General features: G+C 34.7%; 17 protein-coding genes and 1 other annotated feature. Of the genes, 4 read left to right on the top strand and 13 right to left on the bottom strand.

Annotated elements, in window-relative coordinates; translation table 11 throughout:
• The 5 genes from NBX03_RS07755 to NBX03_RS07735 all read right to left on the bottom strand — a co-directional run bounded on the left by NBX03_RS07755 (position 1) and on the right by NBX03_RS07735 (position 5831).
• The gene (locus tag NBX03_RS07755) at positions 1-672 is read right to left on the bottom strand and encodes an HAD family hydrolase (protein ID WP_250230173.1); all 672 of its coding nucleotides are present in this window, start codon (positions 670-672) and stop codon (positions 1-3) included.
• A 179-nt stretch (positions 673-851) separates the two neighbouring features.
• Positions 852-1946, bottom strand: coding sequence for a sporulation integral membrane protein YtvI (ytvI, locus tag NBX03_RS07750; protein ID WP_250230172.1), 1095 nt, complete (start codon positions 1944-1946; stop codon positions 852-854).
• A gap of 163 nt (positions 1947-2109) precedes the next feature.
• On the bottom strand, positions 2110-2883 hold the full coding sequence (locus NBX03_RS07745; protein ID WP_250230171.1) for a sensor histidine kinase: 774 nt from the start codon (positions 2881-2883) through the stop codon (positions 2110-2112).
• Between the two features lie 72 nt (positions 2884-2955).
• The gene (gene leuA, locus NBX03_RS07740) at positions 2956-4608 is read right to left on the bottom strand and encodes a 2-isopropylmalate synthase (protein WP_250230170.1); all 1653 of its coding nucleotides are present in this window, start codon (positions 4606-4608) and stop codon (positions 2956-2958) included.
• A gap of 223 nt (positions 4609-4831) precedes the next feature.
• Positions 4832-5063: a binding site (T-box leader), on the bottom strand.
• Between the two features lie 126 nt (positions 5064-5189).
• Positions 5190-5831, bottom strand: coding sequence for a superoxide dismutase (locus NBX03_RS07735; protein ID WP_250230169.1), 642 nt, complete (start codon positions 5829-5831; stop codon positions 5190-5192).
• Positions 5832-6251: 420 nt separating this feature from the next.
• Here NBX03_RS07735 and iadA point away from each other — a divergent pair, with 420 nt between their 5' ends.
• From iadA to tnpA, 3 genes are all read left to right on the top strand, one after another.
• Complete coding sequence (gene iadA / locus NBX03_RS07730) at positions 6252-7421, top strand: beta-aspartyl-peptidase (RefSeq protein WP_250230168.1); 1170 nt, start codon at positions 6252-6254, stop codon at positions 7419-7421.
• 243 nt (positions 7422-7664) lie between these two features.
• A complete protein-coding gene (locus NBX03_RS07725) occupies positions 7665-8156 on the top strand; it encodes a DUF4430 domain-containing protein (RefSeq protein ID WP_250230167.1) in 492 nt (163 codons plus the stop codon).
• Between the two features lie 180 nt (positions 8157-8336).
• Positions 8337-8810, top strand: a complete 474-nt coding sequence (gene tnpA / locus NBX03_RS07720; RefSeq protein ID WP_250227316.1) for an IS200/IS605 family transposase — start codon at positions 8337-8339, stop codon at positions 8808-8810.
• 380 nt (positions 8811-9190) lie between these two features.
• Here the strand turns inward: tnpA and NBX03_RS07715 are convergent, their stop codons facing one another.
• Positions 9191-10066 carry a GNAT family N-acetyltransferase gene (locus tag NBX03_RS07715; protein ID WP_250230166.1) on the bottom strand — a complete coding sequence of 292 codons (876 nt, stop codon included), beginning with the start codon at positions 10064-10066 and terminating at the stop codon, positions 9191-9193.
• Positions 10067-10095: 29 nt separating this feature from the next.
• Positions 10096-11844, bottom strand: a complete 1749-nt coding sequence (locus NBX03_RS07710; protein WP_250230165.1) for a phospho-sugar mutase — start codon at positions 11842-11844, stop codon at positions 10096-10098.
• Positions 11845-12170: 326 nt separating this feature from the next.
• Between NBX03_RS07710 and NBX03_RS07705 the strand changes: the two genes are divergently transcribed.
• Complete coding sequence (locus tag NBX03_RS07705) at positions 12171-12920, top strand: SDR family NAD(P)-dependent oxidoreductase (protein ID WP_250230249.1); 750 nt, start codon at positions 12171-12173, stop codon at positions 12918-12920.
• A 369-nt stretch (positions 12921-13289) separates the two neighbouring features.
• Here NBX03_RS07705 and NBX03_RS07700 read toward each other — a convergent pair whose 3' ends face one another.
• The 6 genes from NBX03_RS07700 to NBX03_RS07675 form a co-directional block, all read right to left on the bottom strand.
• Positions 13290-14819, bottom strand: coding sequence for a DUF7922 domain-containing protein (locus NBX03_RS07700; RefSeq protein WP_250230164.1), 1530 nt, complete (start codon positions 14817-14819; stop codon positions 13290-13292).
• Between the two features lie 106 nt (positions 14820-14925).
• Positions 14926-15753, bottom strand: a complete 828-nt coding sequence (rsmA, locus tag NBX03_RS07695) for a 16S rRNA (adenine(1518)-N(6)/adenine(1519)-N(6))-dimethyltransferase RsmA (protein ID WP_323373280.1) — start codon at positions 15751-15753, stop codon at positions 14926-14928.
• A gap of 50 nt (positions 15754-15803) precedes the next feature.
• Positions 15804-16877, bottom strand: coding sequence for a GerMN domain-containing protein (locus NBX03_RS07690; RefSeq protein WP_250230163.1), 1074 nt, complete (start codon positions 16875-16877; stop codon positions 15804-15806).
• Between the two features lie 228 nt (positions 16878-17105).
• Entirely contained in the window at positions 17106-18179 is a 1074-nt protein-coding gene (locus NBX03_RS07685; RefSeq protein ID WP_250230162.1) for a hypothetical protein, read from the bottom strand.
• 263 nt (positions 18180-18442) lie between these two features.
• Positions 18443-18967 (bottom strand): peptidylprolyl isomerase, encoded by a 525-nt coding sequence (locus NBX03_RS07680; protein WP_250230161.1) that lies wholly within the window; start codon positions 18965-18967, stop codon positions 18443-18445.
• Positions 18960-19760, bottom strand: coding sequence for a TrmH family RNA methyltransferase (locus tag NBX03_RS07675; protein WP_250230160.1), 801 nt, complete (start codon positions 19758-19760; stop codon positions 18960-18962). The genes NBX03_RS07680 and NBX03_RS07675 overlap by 8 nt, the downstream gene beginning before the upstream one ends.
• Positions 19761-19791: the final 31 nt, after the last annotated feature.

The following is a 19791-nucleotide window of genomic DNA, read 5'->3' as shown; positions in this document are numbered from 1 at the left end:
CTATCTCCTAGCTCCATTATTACTTTTTTCAAGAAAATCTATTACTTCAAATAAGCTGTTTAGAATTGTATGGCTTTTTTCCTTGGCTTCTTCCGTAGGCATTAATAAATCAGGTATCATAATCGATTTAATTGAAGCCGCATGGCCGGCCTTTATACCGTTTAAAGAATCTTCTAAAATAAGAGTGTTTTCTTTTGCTATATTAAGAGCCTCACAAACTCTTTCAAATATTTCCGGGTGAGGCTTGCCTTCTTTAACATCATCTCCGCTGATTATGTAATCAAAATCATTTTTTATTCCCGTAACCTCAATGTTTCTAAAAATAACTTTTCTATTATTTGAGCTTGCAATAGCCTTTTTTATATTATTTCTATTCAAATAGTCAATAAGCTCTGTAAGGCCCGGTTTAATTTTTAATTCTCCCTTAGATAAAAGGCCGGAAAAAATTTCTATAGTAATCTTACAAAACCGCTTGCCTTCAAGCTCATCGCCAAAATAATCAGTATAAAATTCTCTGGTTTTCTCGTCCGTAATACCAAGAGTTTTAAGAAAAACATCCATTGATGGTTCATGCCCCATTTTTTTCATGGCTTCTTTCCAGCTTTTGAAATATAAGTTTTCAGAATCAAACATCAAGCCGTCCATATCAAAAATAACAAGATTAATATTCATTTTTATAACGCTCCATTTCATAATTAGAATAATTATAAACAAATACGCTATTTATATCAAGAAATTTTATTATTAATATTTTGTTATATTTAAAACCTTGAATATTTTTTAATCGCATTTAACAAAGGACCTTGTTTCACAAGGCCCTTTTAAGTATTTATATATTTTTAACGCTAAGATTACTGCTTATATAATTTTATATTTCCATTTTTATGGAGGGCAAGTATGATCTGTGCGATAATAGGCATAAAAATCATTCCTATTACGCCAAAGAGCTTAAAACCTATATAAATAACCATAAGGGTCACTATGGGATTAAGCCCAAGCTGATCCCCCACTACTTTAGGCTCTATAATATTTCTTATAAAGGTAACAATTCCATATAGTATCAATAAGCCCATGGCAAAGGTTAAATTACCTTGTATAAGTTCAAATATTATCCAAGGTATCATAACGGCTCCTGTGCCAAAAAAAGGAAGAGCATCGAATATGGCTATTCCGCTTGCAACCGCGATGGGGCTTTCCGCACCTATAATTACAAGACCTATGGAAATCTCTATAAATGTAATTATCATTAATATAAAATATGCTTTTATATATTTTAATACAGTGTCAAAAAAAATAACTTTTATATCCTTTAAGAGCTTATCTGTTTCAGGGCTTAATTGGTTTTTAATGAATTTAATCACATTATCATACTGCATGCTTATAAAAAATGAAAGCATGATTGTAAATGCAAGACTTATAAAAAAGGAAGGAATTTTGTTTGAAGCCTTGGTTATGATGGAAATTCCCTTTTCACTTAAATTAAGTATGGCCGATTGTATTGCGCTTAAAATATCCCCTTGGAAATCAGATAATTCCAATTGAAAATCAATCGGGAAGTTAATCGGAAAATCATTCATATTATTGACAAAGAAATTACTTATAGCCGTAATTGCAGGGGCTATCTTATCAGTATACATCCCCGGAAGCAGAATAAGGCCTTCTTTAATGATGACAAAAAGCTGTGCAAAAATCCAAAATATCCCGAAACCCAAAAGACCGTATATTACAGCCATAATAATAACTGCTATAATTTTTTGATTAACTTTCAAGGTAGATGTTATTCGGCGTATCATGGGGTGAACTATGCTCACGATACAAAAAGCCAATATAAAGGGAAGCAGAAGGCTAAATACATATTTGTATAAAATATAGATGATTACAATGACTACAGAGTAATAAGCTATATTTACCAAAAAATTAATTTGTTTATTATATTTGTCCGACATAAGCACAGCCTTTCAAAAAATACTATAAAAGAACATACGGAGCCTATCTGCCAAAGTTTGCTATTAATGAATTTATTCTTTATAAAAAAGCATGAATTTAAAGAACAGGCAGATGCCCTATGAACTTAAGAAGTGACAGTCCGGATAAATTCTAATCTAAGCTTTATTCCGATAATTCTATTTTAATTATGTTATCTGTATAGAAATTATTGGAATGAATCTTATCTTCATGCTTTTCTTCAGATATATTTTTTATTGGAAATACTAAAGTAATCGTAGTTCCCTCTCCCAGTTTGCTCTCTATATGTATTTTCCCTCCAAGTAAATTTACAAGGTCTCTTACTATGGAAAGGCCTATTCCTCTGCCCTTTGAATTATCGCTGGTGTTGTATCTATTAAATATGTCGTATATTAAGTCGCTGCTTATGCCGCTTCCTGTATCGCTTAAGCTGATTATTATGGCTTCTTCGCTGTCTGTAAGATTGATTTTTATTGTTCCGCTTTCTTCAATAAATTTAATTGAATTGGAAATTAAATTAAGAAGAATACGTTCAAGCATAATCCGGTCGAAAATAACTTCCTCTGATTTCAAATCATGCTCCAAGGCTATTTTGATAATCTTTGGCATAGAGTAAATTTCTATGCCTTCAATAAGACCGCTTATGACAGATACGATATTAAAACGAGTATATTCCGGCTGTAAACAGTTAAAATCAAGCTTCGTCGTATCAGAAACATCATTAATAATTTTTATTGCCCTTAAGCAGTTTCTTTTAATAATGTTAAGATTTTTTCGGACATCATCAGAAATACTATTATTAAAGTCCATAAGTTGGTTTATGGAATATATAATAGTAAGAGCCGTTTTAATATCGTGTATTGCATTTTCATAAGGCTCAATACAAACCATTTTATTATTCATATCTTCATTATTCATACAGCTCACCATGCTAATTTTACACCACAAAGTGCGCCGCGTCAAACAATACAACCTTTAGATTAAAAAAATTTACTGTTTTATATGCATATTGTTTACAGCGCTTACTACCGCCTTTATTGAAGACCTGCTTATGCTTTCCGATGTTCCCGCGCCGAAGTATTCCTTGCCTTCTGCATTTTTTATGCCTACGTAAGTTATTGCTCTCGACTTGGAGCCTTCTTCCATGGCATGCTGGCTGTAGTGAGAAATTTCAAATGCAATACCGATTTCTTCCATCACTGCCTTACAGAATCCGTCTATAAGGCCGTTTCCTTTTCCATCGATTTCTTTTATATCCTTATTGATGGCAATAACGGCTTTTACAATACTTTCACCGTTGGTTTTTTCACTATAACTTATAAGGTCTACAGGGCTTGATACATTAATATATTCATCTTCAAAGAGCTTAAAGATATCGGAAGGCAAAAGCTCTTTTTCTTCCTTGTCGGATATATCCGTTACGATATTGCCGAAAGACTGCTGCATATTTTTAGGTATTTTAAGGCCGAAGTTTTCTTCCAATATGTAGGATACGCCGCCCTTGCCTGACTGGCTGTTGATTCTTATAATCGCTTCGTAATCTCTTCCGAGATCCTTTGGATCTATAGGAAGATAAGGAACTTCCCATTCTTCTGCTTTATTTTTAAGAGCGCTGAAGCCTTTTTTTATAGCGTCCTGATGAGAGCCGGAAAAAGCCGTATATACAAGCTTTCCTGCATAGGGGTGCCTTGGATGTACATTAAGCATCGTTGATCTTTCATATACTTCAACGATTCTTTCTATATCTGAAAAATCAAGCCCCGGGTCTATGCCCTGAGAATACATATTTAAGGCAAGATTTAAAATATCGGCATTTCCCGTTCGCTCACCATTACCGAATAACGTGCCTTCTATCCTGTCTGCTCCTGCCAAAAGCCCTAATTCGCTGGCAGCAACCCCTGTCCCCCTATCGTTATGGGTATGAAGGCTTATAATAACATTTTCCCTTTGATTTATATGGGTACACATATATTCTATCTGGTCTGCGTAAACATTCGGCGTAGACATTTCAACCGTGGAAGGAAGATTTATTATAACTTTATGGTCTTTGGTAGGTTTAAATGCGTCAATGACTGCATTGCATACATCTACTGCATAATCAAGCTCTGTTCCCGTAAAGCTTTCGGGAGAATATTCAAATATAAACCGATGGCTTCCGTATTCTTCGGCGCAGTTTTTAACGAGCTTTGCTCCTTCAACTGCAAGGGCCTTTATTTCTTCTTTTGACTTTCCGAAGACGACTTTTCTTTGAAGAGTTGATGTGGAATTATATAAATGCACCACGGCTTTATTAACCCCTTCCAAGGCCTCGAAGGTTTTTCTTATAATATGTTCTCTTGCCTGGGTCAAAACCTGCACCGTAACATCATCAGGAATAATATGATCTTCAATCAGCTTTCTTGCAAAGGCAAATTCTGTTTCCGATGCCGCCGGAAAGCCTATTTCTATTTCTTTGAAGCCCATTTTTACAAGAAATTTAAAGAAATTTACCTTCTGCTCTAAATTCATAGGGGTTTCAAGGGCTTGATTTCCGTCCCTTAAATCTACGCTGCACCATATGGGGGCCTTTTCTATTATTTTATTGGGCCATTTTCTTTCGACTAAATTAACGGGCTTGAACGCTTTATACTTTCTGTAATTCATAATTTCCTCCTACAAAATATTAATCATTATAGTAAATTTCTTATAAAGAAGTAACAAAGCCTATTCACCATAGACTTAAAAATACGGATTTCCGCGGGAAACAGTACATTTTGAGCCCACGTGAATATATGGTTTTGTTACTGCTTCATTCTAAATCTACTGTTACGCCATGCTTTACCGATACCCGATATAAGGTTAAAAAGCATACAAAAAACCCGTCTCACAAAGAGACGGGTTTAAATCCGTGGTACCACTCTAATTCGCAAAATGCGCACTTTACGGAATACGAGCCTTAGCTGATATTCTGTCAATATAACGGTAGACCACCGGCTTAACCTACTTTATTCAGCAAGCCACTCCAAGGCGAGTTCAATTCTTTTCAATTATTGCCTTGCACCGAACGGCAACTCTCTGAAAAAATCCAAGAATCTACTACTCCTTATCACAGTGTTTCAATTAGAATTATTTAATTTTGTAAATTATAGCATTTAGACTTTTAAAAGTCAATAGAATTAAAAATCATCTACATTCTAAACGATGGATTTCTGTGATTAAGTTATGAACAAATCGCTTATTTTTGATTAAAGTTTTGAATAATCTAAGGAAGAATGCATATCGTAAAGCTCTCCTGCTTTTTCCCAATTGATTATTTTTACCCAATTATCCAAATACTCTGCTCTGCGGTTTTGGTAAACTGGATAATAGCTGTGCTCCCAAACGTCAAGGGCAATCACAGGGAAAAGATTTTCAGGAATAAATGTATCCTGATTTGCAGTGCTCTTAATAGATAATTTTCCTTCTTTATCAGAAAGAAGCCATGCCCATCCTGAGCCAAATACGCCTAAGCCCATAGCCTTAAGCTTGGAAATCAATTCTTCGGTTGAGCCGAAATCTCTGTTAATGGCTTCTAAAAGGCTTCCCTTAGGTCCTTCAGATTCCTTCGCCATAAGGGCAAAGTATAAATTATGGTTATAAACTCCGCCGCCGTTATTTCTAACCGGCTTCTGAAGCTCTGCTGGAAGTTTATCTAAATTATAAAGAAGCTTTTCTAATGACCAGCTTTGATATTCGGCATGATTTTCAAGAGCAGCATTTAAATTATTAACATATGTTTGAAGATGCTTTCCGTGATGAAGATTTAATATCTCAGCACTGATATAAGGCTCCAAATCATTTACCTCGTAAGGAAGAGGAATCAATTCAAACTTATAAGTATTACTCATAGTAAAACCTCCTTTTATATTATATAAAATATTGGTGTTGTGACTAAAAAAATATTCAAAGACTCATTCATACATTTACAGAAGATAAATGTATCCAGAAACTAAATATAGTTATGCTTTATTAGTTTCTATTATACCATAAGCATAATTTTTCCTCATACATTTTCCTGCGGAAAATATATTCGTGAATAAAATTAAGTAAAGCTTGATTTTATTCATATTATACCATAACCATAAGATTAATTCATACATTTTGTAAAAGAAAATGTAACTTACAATTACTATCATTTAATAGTAATTGAATTATATCATAGTCTGTTATAAAAAGCAAACATTTTAAAAATTAAATATAATTGACAAACAAAATATAATATTCCATACTATCAGTATGTGATTATTATTAAAAATAAGGAGGTTATTATGCTTACTTTAATTAAAAACGTATATGTATATGCTCCGGAAGATCTTGGAAGAAAAGATATTTTACTTGCGGGCGGAAAAATATGCGCCGTAGAAGACAGCATATCTTTCGAAACAGATGTGGATTTTGAGTTAATAGACGGCTCTGATTTTATAGCTCTGCCCGGTTTTATAGATCAGCATGTTCATTTAATAGGCGGCGGCGGAGAAAACGGATACTCTTCCCGAACCCCTGAGGTTATGTTTTCTGAAATAATAAAATACGGGATTACTACAGTAATAGGTCTTCTGGGTACCGATGGAACTTCAAGGCATATGGAATCCCTTTATGCAAAAGCCAAGGGCCTTGAAGAAGAAGGTATAACGACTTATATTTATTCCGGTTCTTATGAGCTTCCTCTTGTAACATTAACCGGCAGCTTAAAAAGAGATATTCTGCTTAATGAAAAAGTAATAGGCGCAGGAGAAATTGCCATATCCGACCATAGGTCCTCAGCCCCTACTATTGAAGAAATAACCCGCCTTGCAACAGAATCCAGAGTAGCGGGAATGCTCAGCAGAAAAGCAGGCGTTGTGCATCTTCATGTAGGAGACGGAAAAGATAAACTTGATATGATTAATGAGATTGTAGAAAAAAGCGATATTCCAATCTATCATTTCAGGCCTACTCATGTAAACAGAAACAGAGCACTTTTGGAAGAAGCCATAAAATTTGCTAAAAAAGGCGGATTTATAGATATTACCTCAAGCACCGGTTCCCCTAGAAGAACCCCCGGAGAATTTACTCCTGCCCAAGGTGTAAAGCATTGCCTTGATAGCGGCGTAGATATTAATCATGTTACCATGAGTTCGGACGGAAACGGAAGCATGCCTGCCTTTGATAGCCACGGTAATATCGTAGGCCTTACTGCGGCATCTTTAGAGTCCCTGTATACGGAATTTAAATGTCTTGTAAAAGAAGAAGGCGTTCCTGTTTCAGATGCCGTAAGAACAATATCAACCAATATCGCAGATAGCCTTAAGCTTTTCGGTAAAGGTCATATTAAGGCAGGTTTTGACGCGGATTTAAGCCTTTTGGACAGCAATCTTGAAATATTCCATGTATTTGCCAAAGGCAAAAAAGTGATTGGAAATAAAGAGGTTCTTGTTAAGGGTGTATTTGAAAAATAATACATAATTTTACTATAAATAATAATATTTTATTTTTTGCAGATAATTATAGTAAATTAACTTAAAGGCATATTTTAAGTTGTAGTAAATTTAAAGTAAAATAGGAAAAAACCATATATTCCCTTAGACTCTACAATATACTGTTTCCCAAGGAAATCCATGCTTTTTAGCCTATAGCGAATAGTTTTTTGTTACTTTTTTATAAAAAATTTACTATAAATGAGTATGCCTGCGGAGGACATAATGAGAAATTTAAGTAAATTGTTTTTAGCTTTGATTTTATGTGTAGGAATATTTACTTCCTGTGCTTCAGAAAACGATAAATATCAAGGTTATGCTTCGCTGAAAGCAGAGTGTTCCACAGTATTTGATAATATGGATTTGCTTAAGGAAGAGAAAAAAGAAATTATTCCCGATGACGGCGTAATATTTTATACTGACAAAGCAGGATTTAAAGAAGGTGAAACCGTATTTGACTTATTTAAAAGGCAGATGCAGGAAGAAAAGCTGCAATATGAATTTAAAGAAATGCCCGGTACGGATATCGTATATATAGATGCCATAGGCAATTTATATTCCTTTGACTGCGGAGAGCAATCAGGCTGGCTTTTTAAGATTAACGGCGAGTTTCCTTTGGAGGCCTGCAACCAAATAAAAGTAAACGAAGGCGACGAAATAGAATTCCTCTATACCTGCGACTGGGGAATTGATATAGGCGCTTATACACCTGAATAAGATTTATTAAATCATAAAAAGCGTATTGCATGCAATACGCTTTTTTACTTGTATCTCATACAATAAACCACCTGCTATGCAGGTGGAGGGAAAATGCTTTAGCTTCAAGAAAAATACCCCCTGTGATAAAATAAAGTGGGTTTGCCAACCACAATTATTAGATCATAGGAGGTGTGTCCGATGGACAAAAATAGTTTATCACATACAACCTGGGAATGTAAATATCATCTGGTATTTGCTCCAAAGTATCGAAGACAAATAATTTATGGAAGATTAAAGGCGGATATAGGAAAGATACTTAGAGAATTATGTGAAAGAAAAGGTATAGAAATAATAGAAGCAGAATGTTGTAGTGACCATATACACATGTTAGTCAGAATACCACCTAAATATAGTGTATCAGAGATAATGGGATATTTGAAAGGAAAGAGTTCTTTAATAATATTCGATAGACATGCAAATTTAAAATATAAATATGGGAATAGACATTTCTGGTGTAGAGGATATTATGTTGATACAGTAGGTAAAAATGCGAAAAAAATAGAAGAATACATTAGAAATCAAATACAAGAAGATAAAGTAGCAGATCAAATTTCATTGTTAGAATATATTGACCCGTTTACGGGGGAGCCAGTGAAAGGAAATAAAAAATAAACCGCTTTAGCGGTTATTGGGAAGTAAATGCGGTTGGCAAACCGCTTCGATGCGTCCTCAGACGCATGCCAGTAAGAGCCCCTTATAGGGGCAGAGCAAACTACCGGCTAAGCCGGTAGTTATGATTTAAAATACTACTTACTTGTGCACCTTTTAATTTTTATCTTCTCTTGATATAGTAAATTTAAAGTTACGCAGTAACAAAGCCATATATGGCTTAAATTTATATAAACTAGCACCATTGCCAAAATGGAATCGGTATATAATAAATTAACTTAAAAAATATAAGTTAATTTATTATGAAGACAATTTCACTATGTTTCCAAAGGAAATTCTTGTTTTGAGCTTACAGGAAACAGAATTTTGTTACTTCTTCATCATTAACTTACTATAAAATCCAATTCATTATAATCACAAACTGGCTTATATCCTATCTTCTGATAGATACTGTTTGAAATTGGATTTGAAAGATCGGTAAAAAGGGATACATATTTATAGCCCATATCAAGAACAATCTGGCTAAGCTCGGCAACGCAGGCACTGGCATACCCTTTTTTTCTAAAATAAGGCGGCGTATAAACCATGCCTATAGTTCTTCCATGAACAGATTCTCTTAAAGCCGATGCAATAGAAACGGGCATTCCATCATCTTCCAATACATAAAGCATACCTTTTTTAATTGCTCTTTCAATATTGGCAACAGAATCTTCAAAGCTTCTAAACTCTAAAGAGCAATCGTCACTAAAGCTATAATGCCAATAAGGTAAAAAAGGCATATCCTTTTCTTCTGCTTTTCTTATTTTACCAATTAAAGGTACACTTTTATTTACTTCTCGAAGGCTGTATATACGAAGGTTCTTACGTGTTTTATAACCCATTTCTTTTTTCTGCGTATATATTTTTGCAAAGCGCTCAGCAAGAGTGTTTTCAGAAGTAACTCCGGGAATTTCCATATTTTCATTTATAATATTATTACATAAACAATGAAGGGCATCGTCATTAGGAATATTATCCGTTTCATACATGGTGATATTAAAAGGAGGAGTCATAATGGCTGAAAGTATAATCTTACCACATTCATCTCTTACAGAAGCCATAAACCAATTTTCAGGATTTCTCCAGCCTGTAGGTTCGCCGCCTTGATTTCCCAGAATAACATTTCCAAGAGGTAAACTATTTTGCTCCTCATGTTTAAGTAAAATGTCGTAAACATCATTGTAAAACTCTTTTGCATTTTGATAGCGACTATATTTCATATGCATGCCCCCATTCCTGTTTTAATAGTTCATTTTATTATTTTATTAATTTTTTCCATTATGCTGTTAAAAAGCTTTTCGGATTTTTCCATAGACTTTTCCATGGTATGGGATTTTACGCCAATATAAAGCTTGATTTTAGGTTCTGTTCCCGAAGGCCTGATACAGAACCAGCTTCCATCCTCCAACGTAAAATAAAGGACATTTGAAGCCGGCGGCTCTATCTCTTCAATAGCTTTATTGGATAAATTATATTCTTTTAGAAGCTTATAATCTTTTAACGAAATCGTTTTGATTTCTGATATCTCTTCAGGAGGGTCTTTTCTGAATACCTCCATTATTTTATTTATATTATCAAGGCCTTCCAAGCCTTTTAAAGTGATGGAATGAACCTTATCAAAATAATAACCGTACTTTTTATAAATATTTTCTAAGGCATCGTAAAGGGTCATACCCTTTGATTTATAAAAAGCTGCCATTTCACATGCGATTAAAGCGGCTTCCACTCCGTCTTTATCTCTTGCATAATCTCCTTTTAAATATCCATAGCTTTCTTCAAAGCCAAACAGATAATGATAAGAATTATTTTCTTCAAACTCTCTGATTTTTTTACCTATGTATTTAAAGCCTGTAAGCACATCAAAATAATGAACGCCATAAAAATCAGCAATGGCTTTTGTGAGCCTGCTTGAAACAATTGTTGATATTACGGCAGAATTTTCAGGGAGAATCCCCTTTTCATTCATTTGGGAAATAATATAATCAGTTAAGAGATTACCTATCATATTTCCCGTTAAAAACATATATTCTCCGTTGTTTTTCTTGCACACAATCCCTGCCCTGTCGGCGTCTGGGTCGGTAGCTATAATAATATCCCCGTTCATTTTATCCGAAAGCGCAATTGCAAGCTTAAATACCTTTGGGTCTTCAGGATTCGGGTAACCAACCGTTGTAAAATTACCGTCCGGTTCCGCCTGCTCTTTTACTGTGTATATATTTTTAAATCCTGCTTCCGAAAGTATTCTGGTTACCGGTAAATTTCCAGTTCCGTGAAGAGGCGTATAGATAATATTAAGCTTATCTCCGTAAGCTTCTATTATTTCGGGATTTATTATTTGCTTTTTAAGCGTCTTTATATATGCCGAATCTACTTCTTCACCTATGATATTAAAAAGGCCTGATTCTTTTGCTTCTTCCTCTTGGATGCTTTTTACATCGCTGAAGCTTTTTATGGCATTTACTTCTTTTATGACTTCATTATCTTTAGGATAAGGAATTTGCCCGCCGTCGTCTCCATAAACCTTATATCCGTTATATTCAGGAGGATTATGGCTTGCAGTAATAACAATACCTCCAGCACATTTTAAATATCTTACTGCAAAGCTTAGAACGGGAGTAGGCCTTAAGCTTTCAAATAGATAAGTCTTAATTCCATTGGCATTTAAGACTAAAGCCGCCTCTTTTGCAAATTCAACGCTCATTTTTCTTGAATCATAGGCTAAGGTGACTCCTTTATCTTTTGCATTTTCTAAGCCGAAGTCCTGCTTTAATAAGAAATTGGCAAGCCCTTGAGTAGCTTTTCTTACGGTGTATACATTTATCCTGTTTGTCCCTGCCCCTACTACACCTCTAAGACCGCCTGTTCCGAATTCAAGCTCTTTCATAAAGCGCTCTTTTATTTCATTGTCATTATCTTTTATTTTAATAAGCTCTTCTTTTGTTTCATCATCAATATATTCATCCTTTAGCCAGCTTTCATAAGCCTTAATATAATCCATAAACTCACCTCTTTTGCCCTATTATATCAAATACCGCTTTAAGGAGCTATATAATTATATTAAATCTTATATGACTATTTTCTTTATAATTTCTTATCTATAATCTTAATATTGTTCTTCTTTGACTATAAAAATACAAAATAAATCAAGTTTAGAACAGTCCAGTTCCTATAACTATGTAAAATTATGAGTAATATTCAAATAAAATTTACAAAACCTTGCCAATATGTTCACAATTACATATTGTTTAATATAAATATGCTGTGATAGAATAAGAAGTACTATTTACACAAATGCTTTTGAAAAAGGGGTGTATTACAGTGAAAATGTTTGATTTAACAGGAAAAGTTGCCGTAGTTACAGGAGCTTCATCAGGATTAGGCGCCCAAATGGCTGAAGGCCTTGCAGAAGCAGGTGCGGATGTAGCTATACTTGCCAGAAGAATCGATCGTTTAGAATCTCTCAAAGAAAAAATTACTGCCATGGGACGTAAGTGCGAGGCATATGCTTGCGACGTATCCAGCGAAGAAGACATCTGCAAAGCCATCTCCTCTGTTGAAAAAGATTTCGGAACAATTGATATCATGGTAAATAACGCAGGAGTTGTTATAAGCGGCGCAAGCCATGAATATTCCTCAGAAAACTGGGACAAGGTTATGGCAGTAAACTCAAGAGCCGTTTTCCTTGCATCAAGAGAAGCTGTCAAAGTAATGCTTAAACATAATTACGGAAAAATAATCAATATTGCATCTGTTGCCGGGCTTGCCGGCGGCCCTCAAAGCGCAAGCTACAACGCATCAAAAGCAAGTGTTATAAATCTTACAAGAGGTCTTGCAACAGAATACGCTAAAAACAATATCACTGTAAACGCTATAGCCCCTGGAATGTTTGCTACGGAAATGACAGAAGGCATCATGGGAACTGTTGATGATTCAGCTGCCGGAAGAACCCCTATGGGCAGAATAGGAAGATCGGGAGAGCTTAACGGCGCCCTTATATATCTTGCTTCAGACGCGTCAAGCTATACTACAGGGCAGACCATAGCCGTAGACGGCGGATGGATTTCCTTACTTTAAGTATAATATTAAAAAAGAGCCATATGGCTCTTTTTTAATATATACTTAAATTTATAAACTTCTTTCAAAGAAGTACAAAAACCTATTTACTAAAGACCCAAAACTATGGACCCACTTCTGAAACACAGGGAAATTGCTTTTATGCCGCATAGATGACAAGACTTTCAATATATAAAATAAAGGCAGTTTCAGAAAAGGCTATTTATTGTATTTTTTCTAAATTGCATCTATGAGTCTATGTAAATGTACAGCTTTGTTACTGTTTTATTTTAAATTTACTATAACAGCATTGTCAATTTGCTTTTCTCTTATATTCTCTAAAGTCAATACTTACAGTGAAATAAAAACAAATTAACTATATTTATCATATTATTTATTCAGTACCATAAGCCAGTATCCATGCTTTTCGTCATAGACCTCGCTCAAATCACAGCATTTAAACATATGAAAACCAAGCATTTCCATCTTCTTTTCATTTATTTCATAAAAAATATCAGGCACCCCAAATAAATATTTATTGGTGTTCATATCTTTTCCTAAAATCATATGATTATATTTTCTGTACACTGAAATGATTGCAGGATCGTTCATTATCAAGCGTCTGTCAAGAGGAAGATCTGATATATCGCTAAAGGATATATTTACCCAAATATATTGGCTATCTTCTTCTTTAAAGGGTTTAGACCTTTGATATTTATTTAAGATTTCTTCAAGGCTTGATATTTCTTCTGATTTGCAATACCCTATGTGCAAAGCTTTTCTATCAAGAAGCCCTCTTTCATCAAGATTTGTATATATTTCAAGCTCTTTCAATTCCCTATTGAATTTCATAGCCATCTTTTTAAACATATTCTGCAATTCTTCATCAGGCTTTGGAATCGCCTCTGAATCTTCCTCTTCTTTAGCAATTTCTGCACTGGGTTCAGGAATATTATTTCCCTCAGGAACAGTATCTTCTGATGAAATTTCTAAATCTGCCTGAATCTCTTCTTTCTCATATACCTCTTTTTCAATTTCATCTTCTTTTTCGTAAAGGACTTCTTCGGCTAATTCACTTACTGCCTCTTTTAATTCATCTGTATCCATTGCTTCAACTGGAAATTCCGTTGATGAAACTTCTGTTGGGTCTGGAATATTTTCGGGTATTGTCTGATCTTCTTCTGTTTCACTTTGTGGTTCCTGCGGTACTTCTTCATTTACCGGCTCAGGGGTTTCAGGTATAGGATTCTCAGGTACTTGAGTTTCCGGTACTGGATTCTCAGGCACTCGATTTTCAGGTATTGGATTCTCAGGCACTTGGGTTTCCGGCATTGGATTTTCAGGTATTTGAGTTTCCGGTATTGGATTTTCAGGTACTTGAGTTTCCGGCATTGGATTTTCAGACTCAAGGGGTTCAGATTCAGGGTTCGCTTCCGGCAAGTTTTCTGTTCCTTCCGGTACTTCCGGATTGCGCCTTTCTTCCTCCCTATTTCTTTCATTTTCCTTAGTTATATCATAAAAATTATGCTTCCATGGGATTTCCTCATTTTTATAGCCAATAAGAGGCGTAATTATTCCCTCAGGCTTAAAAATAATAATACCTACCGAATTAATCTCCGAAACTTTAAGCCCTGTATTTAATATGTTATCAGCGTCGCCTTCATATTTTAACGTGCCGTTTCCGCTTTGGTTGACAACGATATTGCCAATATGTACTCCTCTTGATCTGTCTTCGCCGGAAGATATTACGTATGCTCTATATACTACCTCAGGTTTTAAATTAGATACGGTAAATAATATCTTTCCGGTATCATCTTTTATCTCCAGTATACATTTTCCTACTGCCGACTTGCCCTGTATAGAATAGTCGCTGTTATTTTCTTTCATAATTATAAAATCACGAAAATATCTCTTAGCCATACTCTACCTCCTATTTTTCTATAAGCTTGCGAGTATAATTCCCTATAAGGTATATATATTCTTCTATTGGCTTAAATATATCAAAAGAGCATAAAAAAGCGGAAGCTTAAGCTTCCGCCTCAGATAGTGCGTTGGCTAATTCAGAAAATTGGGTAAGACTGAGGTTCTCCCCTCTTATATCAGATTGTATATTTATTTTTTTCAATATGTCTGCGTACTCTTCCTTGGTAAAGTTAAGCCCCGATAAATTATAAAGGCAATTAACTAAGGTTTTCCTTCTTTGGCCAAAAGCAGCTTTTATAATTTTAAACATCAGCTCTTCATTTTTTACATTAACAGGCGGTTTATTTAAAATATCAAGGCGTATTACGGCAGAATCTACATTCGGCCTTGGCATAAAGCAGTTTCTCGGAACATTGGCCACAAGATATACTTCTGAATAATATTCTACGGCAAGGGTAAGAGAACCATAACTTTTTGTGGAAGGCTTAGCTGCCATTCTTTCCGCTACTTCTTTTTGAATCATAACCGTCATGGAAGAGATCGGAAGCCTTTGTTCAAGCATGTTCATGATTATTGGAGTCGTTGCATAATATGGAAGATTCGCTATAAGCTTCGCTTTTTTATACCCCGAATTTTCTATAATACTTTTAAAATCTGTTTTAAGAGCATCTGCATTTATTATTTCTACATTTTCATAGGGGCTTAAAATCTCATTTAATATGGGTATAAGGCTTTTGTCTATTTCTATGGCAATTACCTTGCCTGCTCTTTTAGCCATGGCTTCTGTAAGCCCGCCTACACCCGGCCCTATTTCTATTACAAGTTCGTCTTCTTGTATATCCGCCCCATTAATGATTTTATTCAGGACATGACCGTCAATAAGAAAATTCTGGCCAAAATTCTTCTTAAAATAAAAATCGTATTTTTCAATTATTTCCCGTGTCTTAGAATAGCTCGCAATATTTTCGATAAGTAATCACCTTAATGTTTAGGAATATAGTCCTCTCCCTCAATCGTAAGTTTAAGGGAAGAAGCTCTGTAGAAATCAGTAAATATATTTTTAAGCGATTCCTGAATTAATGCTTCATATCCGCTTCCGGCATTCATTTCATCAACAAATTCCTTTGATAAATCTAAATGAACCTCAGAAGCTTCGGAATCGACAGATATGGTGTTTATTTTTGTGTTTTCAGTAATAATGGGGCTGCTTGGGCCTTCGCTGGGCTTTTTAAGCATTCCTTCTAATAAAGGCCTGATATCTTCATTAGTCTTTAACTGAAACTTTCTTGTTTCGCTTAAAAGCCCATTTACCTGATCATCAGGGTAATATACCGTAAATTCAAACTCACAGGCAGTATCTTCTTTAATTTCAGAAAGCTCTACCGTAACTGTTTCACGGCTTAATTCCTGGCCTTTTTCTGTTCTTGTTATATTAATATATTCTCTTTTTACAAGGCCGATTCCCTTTGCATAATACTCTACATCTAAATTGCCCGTTTCAAACTCCGTTGTTACAACAAGAGTTTCAAATTCCCCTGCAGGAGTTGTTACCGAAACATTAACATCGGTAATTTTACTTGTACCCTTAAACTCCCCGGCAGTAGAGTCGTTAGAAACGAAATTTCTTTCCCAGGTGGCATTAAGCTGCAAAGGCTCTTTTAATATGACTACTTCGGCAGGATTTGCCTTGTTTAAGAAATTCTCAAAACCGTTTGAAGTGGCATTTGTATAAATAAGCTTAACCTCGCTGTTTTCAACTGAAAGAACCTCTGTTGAAATAAATCCGCCTGCTGAAGTTCTTCTTTGAAGCTTATTACCTTCTATAAATATAGGATACGTCTCTTGATTCGCACTTTCTACGCTTCCTGTATAGATATAGAGTGAATTTTCTTTTATGGGGAAATATTCCGCAACGGTCCCTTGTATAGAGTTATCTTGTTGTTCCGTAGGATTTTGAGCTTCGGTTTCTGTAGGAGGCGGATTATTGGCATCTTCTTTTTTACAGCCTGTGGCTATCATCAGTAAAACAAATATTAATAATAGAACTTTTTTCAATTATGGCACTTCCTTTCGTATAATAAATTCACTTTTGATTAAAAGTAAATTCTTATGTAGTCCTGCATAATTTATATCTTTCATATTTTACCACAAATAGCTTAAATTACTATTAAACTATTATTACAGTTCTTTGTTTTCCTTATACTTATAGAGGATATTATATAGAAATAATATAAAAACAAGTAAAATTTAAGCTTCAATTGCAGTTATATAAATAATTATTCTCTATCTGGAATATTTGCCGTAATCATTTGATTCAAATATATGATCAAGATTTTCAGTTACCTTTGGGGTTTTGGGAATTGTGCTTCCCAAATATTCTGTCCCTAATCTTCTTCTGGCAGCTAATCTGTCTTCATCGTTATTTTTCGGTTCGCTTAAACTTATCTGCCTTGATGATTTTTCAGTTTCAGATTTCTTTTCGTTAAGCTCTCTATAATCTTTTGAAAGTTTTTCAAGATTGTTTTTAATAGAAGCGTAATTTCCCGTATAGAGCCCTTCAAGACCTAAATCATTCTCGCCTCTGGAGATTCTTAATATAGCTTCGTTAATCTCTTTGATAAGCTTATTATTCTCATCGTTAAACTGATTGAAATTATCATAAATATTCTTTAGCTCTACAGGATACTCTTCTTTATATAATAGAATTTTTCCCGAAGACATCATATTTTGTGAATAAGTCTCCAGTTCACTAAGATATCTTCCTGTTAATCTGTACATTTCGTTAAACTTTTCTGCTATAAGGCTTAAATCATTATTTCTGCATCTTATATTGATTCTTTTTGTTTGAGGCAATGCTTTAATCGCTTCCGCAAGCCCCTCAATTTGTTTCTTAAGCTCTTCGTTATATTCCAAAAGCCTTTCTTGAGCTTCATCTTTCTTTTGAATAACAGCATTATATCTGGAAGCCACAGTTTTAAGGGCCCCATTTAAATCGGTATCGGAGATTTTTTCACCCTTTGATAAATCCCTTTGAAAATCTTCTATAAGCGTATTCATTTTTTTAATATTTTCAGCTATTTTAAAATACCCTGCCATATGGTAAAGCTCAGCGCTTTGTTTTATCTCCCATAAAGCAAACTTTTCAGAAATGTCACAAGAAATATTTACAAGGCTTTTATATTTCATAAAATAATATAGGGCCAAGGCTATTGTTATAAAGAAAATAATGGTATTAACAGCAAAATAAGCTATTCCTGTCGACTCTACTTTCCATAAGCCTAAAAAAACAGCTGAAATACTTATTAAAAAGAGAAATACTAAAAGGGCCGCCGTTTTTCCGGCCATCTGTTTCTTCATAAACTACCCCTATCATTTATAGTAGAATGAAATTAATATAAATTTTTATTATATCATAAGCATAGGTTCTGCTCATACATTTCACGAAGTGAAATGTATTCGTGGATAAAACTAAGTAAAGCCTAGTTTTATCCATATTATATCATAAGCGCAAACGCTGCTCGTATATTTTCTTCGGAAAATACATTCGTGAATAAACCTTATAAAAGCGCCAAACCTATGAGCTCAGCGCTTTTATATATCATAAACTTAAATGCTTCAATCTACATTTTTTCAGGCTCTGGATATTCTACCCCAAAGGTTTCGGCGGTAACCTTCTTCATTCTCTGATCTTCTCTTGGCCGGTCTGAAAAATCAGTCATAGTCACGGCAATTTTATTTACTGTATCCATGCCTTCTATAACCTTTCCAAATGCAGCGTACTGGCCGTCAAGATGAGGAGATTTCTTATGCATAATGAAAAACTGGCTGCCTGCGGAATTGGGGCTGGCGGACCTCGCCATGGAAATAACGCCTTCATCGTGGGCTAAATCATTCTGGAAACCGTTAAGCTTAAATTCGCCTTTTATACCGTATCCTGGGCCGCCTGTTCCCATTGACTGAGGGCAGCCTCCCTGTATCATGAAATTGGCAATAACTCTATGGAAAATAAGCCCGTCGTAATAGCCTTTCTTTACGAGGCTTAAAAAATTATTTACAGTATTGGGTGCTATTTCAGGATAAAGCTCTACTTTAATAAGTTCTCCATTTTCCATTTCAATCGTAACTATAGGATTTTTTTCACTCATTATAATTATTCCTCTCTTTTTTATTATTTCTTTGCCTCTGCACTTCATAAAGCAGTACGCCGCTGGCGACAGATGCGTTTAAAGACTCGGCCCTTCCAGACATAGGAATTTTTACGAAAGCATCTGAAGCTTTTACAGCTTCTAAGCTTATTCCTGCACCTTCATTTCCTATAATCAAAGCCGAACCTTCTTTAAAATTAATATCTTCAGGGTCCTTGGCATCCTTAAGATATGTGCCTATTATTTTTATGCTTTTTTCCTTTAATATATTTATAATAGCCTCAAAAGGCATTTTTATTACTGGAATATGAAATATGGAGCCTGCCGTAGCCCTTATAACCTTAGGGCTATAGATATCCGCGCATTCGCAGGCTACAACACAGTCTGCTCCGAAGGCATCAGAAGACCGAATGAGGCTGCCCATATTTCCAGGATCCTGAATGTTTTCGGCTATTATTAAAAAGGGATTTTCCTTTAAAAATATATTGGTAATATTATACTGTTTTTCCTGAACAACTGCAATAATTCCTTGAGGATTCACTGTATCTGAAATAGATTTGAATATATTGTCCTTAACAATAAAATATTCAGAGCCTAAATTTAATTTATTATTGTTTTTTTCGTAGTAGCTCTCTGAAAGAAAAATACTGTCTATTATAAAATCACAGGATATTTCTGCAATAAACTTTTCCCCTTCTACGACAAATAAATTATTTTCTTCTCTTCCTTTTTTGGTATATAAGCTCTTTAGCCTCTTGATTTTTTCATTTGAACTGCTGGAAATCGTATGCAAATTTACCACCTTTATTGTTTTTGTATAAATA

This window comes from Anaeropeptidivorans aminofermentans, from assembly GCF_940670685.1.
In the GTDB taxonomy this organism is placed as follows: domain Bacteria; phylum Bacillota; class Clostridia; order Lachnospirales; family UBA5962; genus Anaeropeptidivorans; species Anaeropeptidivorans aminofermentans.
The sequence above is the reverse complement of the archived record's forward strand: the minus strand, read 5'-3'. Positions and strand labels throughout refer to the sequence as shown.